Annotated in this window: 9 protein-coding genes and 1 pseudogene; 3 read left to right on the top strand and 7 right to left on the bottom strand. The window is 74.4% G+C overall.

The window, feature by feature from the left end; translation table 11 throughout:
* Positions 1-132: 132 nt before the first annotated feature.
* Together dapC and fdxA are read right to left on the bottom strand one after the other, a co-directional pair.
* A complete protein-coding gene (gene dapC / locus OG875_RS09435; protein WP_330173766.1) occupies positions 133-1,227 on the bottom strand; it encodes a succinyldiaminopimelate transaminase in 1,095 nt (364 codons plus the stop codon).
* A 290-nt stretch (positions 1,228-1,517) separates the two neighbouring features.
* Positions 1,518-1,844, bottom strand: coding sequence for a ferredoxin (gene fdxA, locus OG875_RS09440; RefSeq protein ID WP_330173767.1), 327 nt, complete (start codon positions 1,842-1,844; stop codon positions 1,518-1,520).
* A gap of 139 nt (positions 1,845-1,983) precedes the next feature.
* Here fdxA and OG875_RS09445 point away from each other — a divergent pair, with 139 nt between their 5' ends.
* Together OG875_RS09445 and OG875_RS09450 are read left to right on the top strand one after the other, a co-directional pair.
* Positions 1,984-3,003, top strand: coding sequence for a GNAT family N-acetyltransferase (locus tag OG875_RS09445; protein ID WP_330173768.1), 1,020 nt, complete (start codon positions 1,984-1,986; stop codon positions 3,001-3,003).
* Positions 3,004-3,020: 17 nt separating this feature from the next.
* A complete protein-coding gene (locus tag OG875_RS09450) occupies positions 3,021-3,866 on the top strand; it encodes a transglutaminase-like domain-containing protein (RefSeq protein ID WP_330173769.1) in 846 nt (281 codons plus the stop codon).
* Between the two features lie 498 nt (positions 3,867-4,364).
* Here OG875_RS09450 and OG875_RS09455 read toward each other — a convergent pair whose 3' ends face one another.
* The 4 genes from OG875_RS09455 to OG875_RS09470 all read right to left on the bottom strand — a co-directional run bounded on the left by OG875_RS09455 (position 4,365) and on the right by OG875_RS09470 (position 8,512).
* Positions 4,365-6,494 (bottom strand): hypothetical protein, encoded by a 2,130-nt coding sequence (locus OG875_RS09455; protein WP_330173770.1) that lies wholly within the window; start codon positions 6,492-6,494, stop codon positions 4,365-4,367.
* Between the two features lie 207 nt (positions 6,495-6,701).
* The gene (locus OG875_RS09460) at positions 6,702-7,199 is read right to left on the bottom strand and encodes a DUF6113 family protein (protein ID WP_443079091.1); all 498 of its coding nucleotides are present in this window, start codon (positions 7,197-7,199) and stop codon (positions 6,702-6,704) included.
* Positions 7,196-8,146 (bottom strand): N-acetyl-1-D-myo-inositol-2-amino-2-deoxy-alpha-D-glucopyranoside deacetylase, encoded by a 951-nt coding sequence (gene mshB / locus OG875_RS09465; protein WP_330173771.1) that lies wholly within the window; start codon positions 8,144-8,146, stop codon positions 7,196-7,198. The genes OG875_RS09460 and mshB overlap by 4 nt, the downstream gene beginning before the upstream one ends.
* Positions 8,147-8,317: 171 nt before the next feature.
* A complete protein-coding gene (locus OG875_RS09470; protein WP_330173772.1) occupies positions 8,318-8,512 on the bottom strand; it encodes a hypothetical protein in 195 nt (64 codons plus the stop codon).
* A gap of 180 nt (positions 8,513-8,692) precedes the next feature.
* On the opposite strand from OG875_RS09470, the pseudogene OG875_RS09475 reads away from it, so the two are divergent.
* Positions 8,693-10,915, top strand: a pseudogene (locus OG875_RS09475) (prolyl oligopeptidase family serine peptidase); the annotation flags it as partial.
* A gap of 81 nt (positions 10,916-10,996) precedes the next feature.
* Here OG875_RS09475 and OG875_RS09480 read toward each other — a convergent pair.
* Positions 10,997-12,055, bottom strand: a complete 1,059-nt coding sequence (locus OG875_RS09480) for a hypothetical protein (RefSeq protein WP_330173774.1) — start codon at positions 12,053-12,055, stop codon at positions 10,997-10,999.
* Positions 12,056-12,380: the final 325 nt, after the last annotated feature.

Raw genomic sequence — 12,380 nt, forward strand, 5'->3', positions numbered from 1 at the left:
GATCGGCCGATCCGCGCGGATCGCGGGAAGGCACGTGAAGGGGCCCGGGGAGTCGTCGTACTCCCCGGGCCCCTTCGCGTCGTCGTACGCGGCCTTCCGGCGGCCTCCGTAGGAGGCTTTCGTCTCCGGCCGTCAGCCGAGCCGCTTGACCGCGGACTCCACGCGTTCGTCGGTGGCGGTCAGCGCCACCCGTACGAACGCGGCGCCGTCGGGCCCGTAGAAGTCCCCCGGCGCGACCAGGATGCCCAGCTCCGCCAGGTGCGCCACCGTGAGCCAGCACGGTTCGTCGCGCGTCGCCCACAGGTAGAGGCTCGCCTCGCTGTGCTCGACGCGGAAGCCGTGGTTCTCCAGGGCGGTGCGCAGGGCGGCGCGGCGGGCCGCGTACCGGGCGCGCTGCTCGGTCACGTGCGTGTCGTCGCCCAGCGCCGCGACGGTCGCCGCCTGCACCGGGGCCGGGACCATCATGCCGCCGTGCTTGCGGATCTGGAGCAGGCCGCCCAGGACGTCCGCGTCGCCCGCGACGAACGCCGCGCGGTACCCGGCCAGGTTGGAGCGCTTGGAGAGCGAGTGGACGGCCACCAGGCCCTCGTACGAGCCGCCGCAGACGTCCGGGTGCAGGACGGAGACGGGCTCGGCCTCCCAGCCGAGTTCCAGGTAGCACTCGTCGCTGACGAGCAGCACGCCGTGCTCGCGGGCCCAGGCGACGATCCGGGTCAGTTCGGCCTTGTCGAGAACCCGGCCGGTCGGGTTGGACGGCGAGTTGAGCCAGAGCAGCCGCAGCCCCGCCGGGTCGAGCGCGGTGGGGTCCTCGTACGGAACGGGCTCCGCGCCGCTCAGCCGGGCGCCCACCTCGTACGTGGGGTAGGCCAGCCGCGGATACGCGACCCGGTCACCGCCGCCGAGACCGAGCTGGGTCGGCAGCCAGGCCACCAACTCCTTGGATCCGACCACCGGGAGGACGTTGGCGTGCGTCACGCCGCGCGCGCCGAGGCGCCGTTCGACCCAGCCCGTCAGCGCGTCGCGCAGCTCGACCGTGCCCCACACCGTGGGATAGCCGGGCGAGTTGGCCGCGGCGACCAGGGCCCGACGGATCAGCTCGGGGACCGGGTCGACGGGTGTCCCGACGGACAGGTCCACGATGCCGTCCGGGTGGGCCTCCGCCGTGGCCTTGTGGGGCTCCAGCCGGTCCCAGGGGAAGACCGGCAGACGGGATGAGACTGCGGACACGGTGCTCACTCTCTCGACGGTGCTCGTTCTTCGGTGCGAGGGGTTGCGGCGCGCGGCCGACGGCCAGGTCCGGTGCCGGTGCGATGTCCGGGCCCGGTTCCGGTGCGGAGACCGGGTCCGGTGCCGGCTCCGGCTCCGGCTCCGGCTCCGGCTCCGGCTCCGGCTCCGGCTCCGGCTCCGGCTCCGGCTCCGGCTCCGGCTCCGGCTCCGGCACACGGTACTTCGGCACGACGGGGAAACACCTCGGTCCCGTACGGCGAGGCTGCCGTACGGGACCGGGGGCGCGCATGTCAGTCGTTCGTGGCCTGCGGCGGCAGTGCGGCGATGACGGGGTGGTCCCGCTCGATCAGACCGAGCTTGGACGCGCCACCGGGAGATCCGAGGTCGTCGAAGAACTCCACGTTGGCCTTGTAGTAGTCCTTCCACTCCTCCGGGGTGTCGTCCTCGTAGAAGATCGCCTCGACCGGGCAGACCGGCTCACACGCGCCGCAGTCGACGCATTCGTCCGGGTGGATGTACAAGGACCGGGAGCCCTCGTAGATGCAGTCGACCGGGCACTCTTCGATGCACGCCTTGTCCTTGAGATCCACACAAGGCTGCGCGATGACGTAGGTCACGCTGTCGTTCCTCCTCGATAGGGCGCGGCGGGCCATCTGCGGCTCCGTCCACGGGCGCGCGGGAGCGCGGCGTCGTCGATGCCCGCACCTAGTATCTCCGTTCCTGGGCACGATCCGCACAGGAGGGGCACGCAGAGCAGTGGAATTCACGGCCGGAGGACGGCTCGAGGTCCGGATCACCCCCGCCGACGTGGGCAAACGCGTCTCGGTCCGCCGCCTGACCGGGGCCTTCGACGGCACGGGGAAGTTCACCGACACGGTCGGTGTGCTCACATCCTGGGACGGCGATGTGGTCCTCATCACACGGCGTACGGGTGAGACTGTCCGCATCGCGGAATCCTCGCTCGTCGCGGGCAAGGTCGTTCCGTCGGCGCCGGCCCGGCGGAGGGGCCCCGCCGCCTCCTTCCCGGAGCTGGCGCGGGTGGCCGCGCGGGCCTGGCAGCCCGTCGAACGGGAGGCGCTCGGCGAGTGGGAACTGCGGGCGTCGGCGGGCTTCACCCGGCGCGCCAACTCGGTGCTGCCGCTGGGCGGCCCGGAGATGCCCCTGGACGACGCCCTGGAGCGCGTACGGAGCTGGTACGGGCAACGGGGGCTGCCTGCGTACGTCCAGACCGCCACGGGCGCGGAGGGGACCCAGGAGCGGCTCTGCGCGGAGCTGGAGGCGCGGGGCTGGACACGCGAGGTGACGGCCGAACTGCGGATCGGCGCGCTCGCGCCGCTGGCGGACGGGCCGCCCGCCGGTGCGACGGCCGTACGGCTGGACCGGGCGTGCGACGAGGCGTGGCTGCGCCGCTACCAGCGCTTCCAGGAACCGGGGCCGCACGTGCTGACGGTGCTCGGCGCCGGGCCGTCCGTGTGGTTCGCGTCGGTCGCCGAGGAGGCTTCCGAGGGCGACGGGGCGGGCGGGGTACCCGCCGCGATCGGGCGGTGCGTCGTGGACGGGCGGTGGGCGGGCTTCATGGCCGTCGAGGTCGATCCCGCGCGGCGGCGGCAGGGGCTGGCGAGCGCGGTGATGCGGGCGCTGGCCGCCCGCGCGCTGGAGGAGGGCGCGTCCGCCGCGTGGCTCCAGGTCGAGTCGGACAACGAGGCGGCGGGCGCCCTGTACGACGGGCTGGGCTTCGCCACGCACCACCACTACCACCACTTCCGAGCCGCGTGAGGAGCGAGCGACCGGCCATGGATTCCTCTCTTCCCCAGAAGGACCGGCGCGCCCGGTTCGCCGCCGAGGCGCGCGCGGAGCGGCCCGACGTCGCGCTCCTGTGCCTCCTCATCGGTACGGAGGCGGACCCCGCGCTGGACGAGGCCGGGCTCGACGCCGCGCAGATCGAACTCGACCGGCTCGCCGGGATGCTGCCCTTCGGCCTCACCGGCCCGCACGCGTGGGCGCGGGCGCTGGAGGAACTGCTGGGCGCCCGGCTCGGCTTCCGGGGCACGCCGGGCGAGTACGCCCGGCTGGAGTCCTCCCTGCTCCACGAAGTCCTGCGGCGCGGGCGCGGGTTGCCGATCCTGCTGTCCGTGCTGTGGACGGAGGTCGCGCGCCGCGCGGGGGCACCGGTGTACGGGGTGGCGCTGCCCGGCCACTTCGTCGTCGGCCTGGGCACGCCCGAGGAGCCCGCCCGGAGCGTCCTGGTGGACCCGTACGCGGGCGGGCGGCCGCTGACCCGGCAGGAGACCGAGACGATGGTCACGGGGGCGACAGGCGCCCCTCTGGAGCCGTCGATGCTGAACCCGGCCGAGCCGCTGCACGTCGTGATCCGGATCCTGAACAACATCCGCGCGTGGGCCTCGACGCGCCCCGAGCGCGGCGACGTGGCGCTGTGGGCCGTCGAACTGAGCCTCCTGCTCCCGTCCCATCCGGCCCGCCTCCGCTACGAGCGCGCGCAACTGCTGGTGCGCCGGGGCGACTTCCTGGCGGGGGCGGCGGAACTGGACGAGTACGCGACGGTGGTGGAGGCGGTGGAACCGGCCACGGCCTCCACGATCCGCGCCAAGGCCCGCGCGGCACGGGCGAGACTCAACTGACCGCGACCGGGTGGGGCCGGCGCGCCCGCCCCGGCGTCTGCCCCGACCGGCGGAAGCCCGCCCCGGCCCGGTAGGGCGGGGCGGGCTTCCGGGTGTCGCTCGGGGTCCGTCCGGCGGACCGGCCTCGTACGTGACGTACGCGCGCGGCACCGTGAGGCGCCGCGCCGGCCGGGGCTGTCCGGACACGGCCGCTCCGGGGCCTGTCGTCCGGATCGGGCCGGGCTCGCGCGCCCCGGCACCACGCCTCGACGCCGTTGACAGCACAGGAGGGAGGCACGGCATCCGCCGTGCCTCCCTCCTCCGCCGTGCGGTCCACGGCACCCACGTGACATCGGCCGCCGACGCGGCGCGCGCTCACCGATCCGGCCCGATCCGAGCGACAGAACCTAACCCTGCGGGTTCAGGTCGATCTCCGCCGTGCGGTCCACGGCACCCACGTGACATCGGCCGCCGACGCGGCGCGCGCTCACCGATCCGGCCCGATCCGAGCGACAGAACCTAACCCTGCGGGTTCAGGTCGATCTCCGCCGTGCGTTCCTCGGCGTTCGTGCCCAGCAGGGGCTGCTGCATCGCCTGCGCCACGTCCGTGGCGTTCAGCGGGTGCTCCTTGCCGTCGGCCCTGGTGATCGTCAGGCCCTCGAAGACACCGTCCAGCAGCTTCTCGATGGCGGCCCTGTCGTAGACCTCGACCAGCTTTCCGTCGACCGCCTTCATGGAGAGGATCTGCGGCAGCGACCGGTCGGGGCCGAACTGGATCTCCCGGCCACCCGCCCTTATCGTGATCAGTCCGGACATCGCCGGTTCCGCGAACTCCTTCATGGCACGGTCGAGTTCGGCCTGGCCGATGGTCGGTTCGCGGCTGCTGATGGGCAGTTCGACGCCGTTGGGCTTGCCCGTCTCGACCTGGGCGCGGTAGGCGTCCCGTACCGAGATCATCGAGCGTTCGACGTCGAGTGCCGTGCCGGTCTTGCCCGGTACGGCGACGGCCTGGCCCGGCTCGAAGGTGATCGTGCCCTCGGCCGCCGAGCCCGAGTCGCCCGCGAGGTCGGTGAGCGCGACGCGCAGCTTCTCCTCGTCGACCGGGATCACCGGCTCGGTGACGCGTTCGCCGCCGAACAGCGAACCGATCACGGAGACCGGGTTGTAGTCGCTGCCCGCCGCGTTGCGGACCGTCGCCTGGCTGTCGAGGCTCAGCCCCGCCTTGTCCGGGCCGAGTTCCCGCTTCTTGCCGCCCACGGAGAGCTGGAGCGGCGCGGTCGACCGCTTGCCGAGGGTCGCTTCGAGCTTGTTGACCGCGTCGTCGCGGGTGCCGCCGCCGATGTCCACACCGAGGACCGTGGTGCCCTTGGGCACGTCGGAGTGGTTCATGAGCAGCCCGGCGCCGTACGCGACGGCGACCAGGAAGACGACGCCCACACCGGCCGCCATCAGCTTGGAGCGGCCCTTCTTCTTGGGAGGCGGGCTCGCCGACCGCGCGGGTGCCGGGGCTGAGCCGGGTCCGCCGGACGCCGGTCCGGGCGGGCCGGGGAAGTCCGGCGAGGCCAGGTCCGGTCCGCCGGCCCGGGACGAGAGCCCGGTCGACGCGCCGGGGGGCGGGGGCAGTTGCCCGTCCTGGAACCGGCCGCCCGACATGTCCCCGGGCGGGAACGGCGAACGGCTGTCCGGGGGCACCACCGGGATACCGGTGGTGGCCGCCTCGCCCGCGAGGTGCGCGGTCAGCCCGCCGGGGGGCTCGGGGGCGGGTGTCTGCGGGGTCAGTATGGCGGTGTCGTCGGACATGCGCGGCCGGCCGCCGCGTTCGTCCCGGTCGTCGCGCGCGTTCCGCCTGGCCGGTCCCCCGGCTCCGGCGCCCGCCGGGCCGGCGGGTCCGCCCGAGGCGCCCAGGTCGGCGCCGGGCGGCAGGTCCAGGAAGGCGAGCGAGGACGTCCCGCTCGCGGGGCCCGTGGTGGGCCCGTCGGGCGCGGACGTGCCGTACGCCGGTGTGCCGCCGCTGCCGGGCGGCATGAAGGCGTTGCCCCCGGGGGCCGGCGGGCGGGGTACGCCCGCGCCGCCCCGGGTGTCGGGCCCGCCGGCGCCGCCGTACGGAAGGTCGGTACGCCCGCCGGGCGCACCGCCGCCGGCGCCCGGACCGGGGGCCTTCGGGCTCTGCGCCGTCACGGCGGCGCCCGCGCCCATGCCACCGGGCGCGCCTGCCTTGCGCGGCGCGAACCAGTCGCTGGCCGGGGGCTTCTTCTCCCCCGCCGGGGGGGCCTCGTCGGCGGCGCCGTCGGGTCCGGTGCCGGGTCGTGGCACGCCGCCCGTGTCGTCGCCCCGGCCCGCCGGTGCGGGCGGACCGGCCGGTCCGCCCGCACCGGGGGGGCCGGCGTCCACGTCGCTCATCGGCGTACGCATGACGACGGGCGGGATCGGACGCGAACCCGGGATGTTGATCCGGATGCGCGTGGTCAGTGTGGTCTCGGTCTTCGGCTCGTCCGGCGGGGCCGGGGCCGTGGATGTCTCGTCCGGAGCGTCCTGCTCAGGGTGCAGCGACGGATACTGGCGGGATCCGTACGGCGGTGTCCCCGAGGGGTACGCGGCTCCGCCGCGCCCCTGGGGTCCAGAGGACGAACTGTCAGTTTCACGACTCAAAGCAGGTTCTCCCGGGTTGGCTCCGCCGCCCGTTCTTACTGGTACTCAACTGAGTGGGTCCCCCCGAGCCGGAGGCCAGGGGACGGCCCGGAGCGCGCACCACCATACTGTCCTGCTCCGGACCACACCCGCCGAGCGGGGGAAGCGTTTATTCCACCGACCGTACGGACGGGGTCAATTCAGGCCGACGGTTACGCGACGGGCGCATCACTTTCCCAGTCGGCCGGAGTTCGCGGCCGGTTGCGGTGACCGCGACATGGTGGCACACATCACAGCCACCACCGCACCGCCGAGCAGGTAGATCACCGGTCCGATGCCCGCGCCGAAGGCGCCGTCGCCCTCGGGCCGGCCGAGGCTGAGCAGGATGACGGCGACCAGCCAGCCCGCCGCCGGGGCCCCGACGCCGAACTGCGAGCCGGTGGCGGTGCGGCCTCCGTGGAAGAGGCCCGCCGAGGCGGCCAGCGCGAGGATCAGACCGCCGGGGAACCAGCCGCCCTGGACGAGGGCGCCCGCCGTGCCGACCACCGCCCCGAGGACGGCGAGGGCGAGGTACGCGGCGATACGGCCGGGTTTCGGCGGGGAGGTGAGCCACGCCCCGTACTCGGCCGGCGCTCCGCCGCCCGCACCGGTGTCGGCCCGGGTCGCGCCGCCGGTGGCCTTGGGACGGCCCCCGGCTCCGTCCCGTCCGGCCTCGCGCCCGCTCACGCGCCCACCCCCGCGCCGGGACCCGTACCGGGAGCCCCGGCAGGACCCGCGCCGAGGCCCGCGAAGAGATCCGTCTCGCGCGCGCCGGGCTCCGCGCCGGAGGCGCCCCGTACCAACTGGTAGTACTCCGTACTGAGGAGCGGCTGGCCGAGGCCGTTGGAGAGCGCGAAGTACGCCCCGTCCACCACGATCTGCGTCTCGTGCGCCCGCATGGCCGCCGCCTTCCGTGCCGCGTACGCGCCGCCGTCGATCTCCGCCGTGATCTCGCCGTCGTCCACCACACCGGGCACGTCGCCGATGTCCGCCACGCCCCCGAACTCCGGCCCGGAGGAGCGCAGTCGGGCGAAGCCCTCCTCGGCCGCCGAACGCGGCACCCGGTTCCAGTAGACCTTCGCGATCGTGTACGGCGCGCCGAGGCCGGGCAGGAAGGCCGCGTCGGCGGCCAGTTCGGCGGCGCGGGTGGCGACGCGGTGGGTCTGGATGTGGTCGGGGTGGCCGTAGCCGCCGTGCGGGTCGTACGTGACCAGCACCTGCGGCCGTACGGAACGGATCACCTCCACGAGGTACCCGGCGGCGATGTCCACGTCCGCGCCCCAGAAGGCGTCCCGGTGGCCGTTCTGCGGCAGGCCCATCATCCCGGAGTCACGGAACCGCCCCCGGCCGCCGAGCAGCCGGTGGTCGGCCACGCCGAGTTCCCGCATCGCCGCGGCGAGTTCACCCTCGCGGTGCGCTCCGAGCGCGCTGAAGGCGCCCGTCGGCTCGCCGCCGGGCGCGAGAGCGGCGAGCGAGGGCGGGATCACCTCGCCCTCCTCGCCGAGTGTGCAGGTCACCAGGGTGACCCGGGCGCCCTCGGCCGCGTACCTGGCCATCGTGGCGCCGTTGTTGATCGACTCGTCGTCGGGGTGTGCGTGGACCAGCAGCAGACGACGGTCGGGAAGATCGGTCATACGCACAGCGTACGAGGCGGGCCCGCACGGGCACGCCGGGACCGCCCGGACGCCGGAACGATCCTCCCGAGCGCCCGGGGCCCGCCGTACGGACCAGGCCCCAGAACCGCCCTTTTCATGACCGGCCGGACCGATCGGACCGGCCGCCCCGGAACCGCCGGACGGGACGCGCTAGAACTGAAGGTCGCCGATCATCCCCGCCACGTTCGAGGTGAGATCACTGATCGTGGGTGCGATCGAGGAGCTGGCCAGGTAGAAGCCGAGTAAGACGCAGACAAACGCGTGTCCGCCCTTCAGTCCGGATTTCCGGATCAGCAGGACGACAACGATCGCCAGCAGCACCACCGCCGAAATCGAGAGTGCCACGGCGGTTCACCTCCACAGATGGTCGGCGGATATTCGATCGGGACAGGCAACACGCATGTGCCTGCGGGTACATACCCACATGACGCTATGGATCATAACTATCCGCCGGAAGGCATCGATCGGTGCACGGCAGCACACGGGGGCGCACGGACGGCCCGGAGGGACGCTAGGTTCGGTCGTATGACCTCGAGGCAACAACTCTCCTTTCCTCGCCAGTACGCACGGACCCAGCGGTTCACGCTCGGTGCTCCGCGCGCCTTCACGGTGGCCCCCGACGGTTCACGGGTGCTCTTCCTCCGCTCCACCTCGGGAACGGACCGTACGAACCGGCTGTGGGTGCTCGACCTGGACGACAGATCGGGTGCGGCGCGCGAGCGGATCGCCGCCGACCCCGAAACGCTGCTGGCGGGCTCACCGGAGGAGTTGTCGGCCGAGGAGCGCGCCCGCAGGGAGCGCAGCCGGGAGGGATCGGCGGGCATCGTCGGCTACGCGGTCGACGGAGCGGCCGAGTTGGCGGCCTTCGCGCTGTCGGGGCGGCTGTTCACCGCCGAGCTGCGCGCCGGGACGGCGCGTGAACTGCCCGTGCCGGGGCCGGTGATCGACCCGAGGCCGTCGCCCGACGGCCGGCACATCGCCTATGTGGCCGGGGGCGCGCTGCGGGTGACGGGCGCCGAGGGGGACGGCGACCGCGAACTGGCCGCGCCGGAGGACGACCGGACCACCTACGGTCTGGCCGAATTCGTCGCCGCCGAGGAGATGGGCCGCTCACGCGGCTACTGGTGGTCGCCGCGCTCCGACCGGCTGCTGGTCGCGCGCGTGGACGGCGCCGACGTACAGCGCTGGTGGATCGCGGACCCCGCGCACCCCGAGCGCGAACCGTCCGCCGTCGCCTACCCGTCGGCCGGCACCCCCAACGCCGACGTGCGGCTCTTCCTGACCGGTCTGGACGGGTCGCGTACGGAGGTGGTCTGGGACCGGGCCGCCGCGCCGTACCTCGCGGCCGTGCACTGGTCGTCGGCGGGTGATCCCGTACTGCTCGTGCAGGCGCGGGACCAGCGCGCGCAGCGGTATCTGTCCGTCGACACGGAGACCGGTGAAACACGGTCGCTGTACGAGGAGACGGACCCGGTTTGGCTGGAACTCATCGCCGGCGCACCGGCCTTGACGCCCGGCGGCGAGCTGGTGCGGATAGAGGACACCCCGGCCACCGAGGAGGCGGCGGGCGGCGCGCGGGTGCTGTTCGTCGGTGACCGGGCGCTGACCGGGCCGGAGTTGCACCTGCGGGCGGTGCTCGACGTCGGTGAGCGGGACGTACTGGTGTCGGCGACGGCGGGCGAGGCCGCCGCGGTGCCGGAGATCGGCGAGATCCATGTCTACCGGATCCCGTACGGGCCCGCCGCCCCGTCCGGGGCGACGGCCGGGACAGCGGCCGGGGAGAGCGCCCGGGAAGCCGTCACGGAGGGGCCCGAGCGGGTCTCCGAGGGGGCCGGGGTGCACACCGCCGTCCGCGCGGGCGAGGTCGTGGTGCTGGTTTCCGCCCGGCCGGATGTCAGCGGTGCGGCGGTCCGGGTGGTGGCCGAGGGCAAGCAGCTCGCCGAGGTCACGTCGTACGCCCAGCAGCCGAATCTCAGCCCGCGCGTCCAGCTCACGGAGGGGGGCGCACATCGAATTCCGTGCGCCGTGCTACTCCCCACGCACTACCGGGAGGTGGACGGTCCGCTGCCGGTCCTGCTCGACCCGTACGCCGGTCCGCACGGCCAGCGTGTGGTGGCCGCGCACAATCCGCTCCTCACGTCCCAGTGGTTCGCCGACCAGGGCTTCGCCGTCGTGATCGCGGACGGCCGGGGCAGTCCGGGCCGCTCGCCCGGCTGGGAGAAGGCGGTGAAGGACAATCTGACGCTCACCCTGGACGACCAGATCGAGGCGCTCCAGTCGCTCGCCGGGCGGTTCCCGCTGGACCTGACGCGGGTGGCCATCCGAGGCTGGTCGTACGGCGGTTACCTCGCCGGACTCGCGGCACTGCGCCGTCCCGACGTCTTCCACGCGGCGGTCGCGGGCGCCCCGGTGACCGACTGGCGGCTCTACGACACCCACTACACGGAGCGCTATCTGGGCCATCCGGCCGAGGCGCCCGAGGTGTACGCGGCCAACTCGCTGGTCACGGACGACGGGCTGGTGGAGGCCGCGGGTCCGGCGGTGCCGCTGATGATCATCCACGGGCTGGCGGACGACAACGTCGTGATGACGCACACGCTGCGGCTGTCGTCGGCGCTGCTGTCGGCGGGCCGGCCGCACGAGGTGCTGCCGCTGACCGGGGTGACACACATGACGCCGCAGGAGCAGATCGCGGAGAATCTGCTGCTGCTCCAGGTGGACTTCCTGAAGAGGTCGCTCGGAACGGCCGGGTCCGGGTCCGGGCCGCGGTCCGGGACGGACGTCGGGTCCGAAGCCGGGTCCGGGTCCGGGGAGTAGCGCCGGCCGCCCTCACCTGCGGGGCGGCGGGCCCGAGGACGGCGGCGGGGCGAACCCGCCGCCGCTCCCGCCGCCGCCCGCCGGGTGGCCGTACCCCTGTCCGTACCCGTACGGGTCTCCGTACCGCTCCGGGCGTCCCCAGGCCGCCCCGGGCGGGCGGGCTCCCGGTGTCTCCTCCTCGCCCTCGCGGGCGAGCGCGGCCAGTGCCCCGCAGCCCGCGCAGAGACCGAGCAGCAGACTGACGAGGGTGAGCAGTTCGACCGCCGGCAGGGCGCCGAGGTGGGTGAGCCGGTCGTACCGCAGGGCCGTCGCCAGCGCCGGGACCCCCGCCCCCAGCAGCAGGGCGGCGGCCGTCATGCCGAGCGGCCGGGAGAACGGCGTGTGGAAGAGCGCGCCCACCGCCGCCACGAGGCAGAGCAGCACGGTCACCACGTTCAGCCAGCCGGGCGGGGTGCCCAGCAGCGGCATCAGGGCCGACTCGCCGGTGAGACGGTCGAGATACGCGCGGAGGCCGAGCCGGAGCCCCCAGTGGACCTCCCAGGCCGCCCAGACGCCCGCGGCTGAGCCCAGCAGCAGGAAGGCGGCGACGGAGACGCCCTGGGTGGGCCGGGTGGGCGTACGCCCGTACGCGGCCCCCGGCGCCCTGCGCCCGGCGGCGGCCGTGACGAGCAGCAGTACGCCCGCGCCGAGCGCGCCGACGGCGCAGTACAGCGCGCGCGTGCGCAGTCCGTCCGGGACGCGGCCGTCCGTCCAGGACGAGCCGAGCACCCAGAGCTGGGGCAGCCGGACGGCGACGGTGAGCAGTCCGGTGGCGAAGATCGCGGACGCGGCGACGGCCGAGCGTCCGGCGGTGACGGCCACGACCGCGTACACGGCCAGCAGCACGAGGTCCGCCGGGGTGGTCACGGGCGGGGGTGCGACGGCGGCGGCGCCCGGATCGGCCCAGTGCCACCAGAGCGCGAGGGGCCCGTTCGTCACCCGGAGGTCCCGTACGATCCACGCGGTCACGACGACGGCGAGCGCGGCGCAGAGCACCACGCCGGTGATCCTGGCCCCGCGGGTGAATGTCACCCCGCGATGGTCCCGTCAGAACGCCCCCGGAACAAGGGCCCCCGAGGCACCTGCCGTATCCACCGCATCCGGCGTATCTGCCGCATCACCGACGGGCTTCGGGCGGCCCGGCAACTTCTTTGCCACGGAGGGACTTTGGGCAGCCACCGTGCCACGCACCGGGCTCGGGCGACCGGCACCCGCCGCACCGCCCGACGGCGCCGGCCGTCCGCCAGGTCGCGGACCGGACTCGGGCATCGGCAACCGCCGCACCGGAAGGGGAGATGGACGCCACCGTGCCACGCACCGGGCTCGGGCGACCGGCACCCGCCGCACCGCCCGACGG

Source organism: Streptomyces sp. NBC_01498 (assembly GCF_036327775.1).
Classification (GTDB): Bacteria; Actinomycetota; Actinomycetes; order Streptomycetales; family Streptomycetaceae; genus Streptomyces.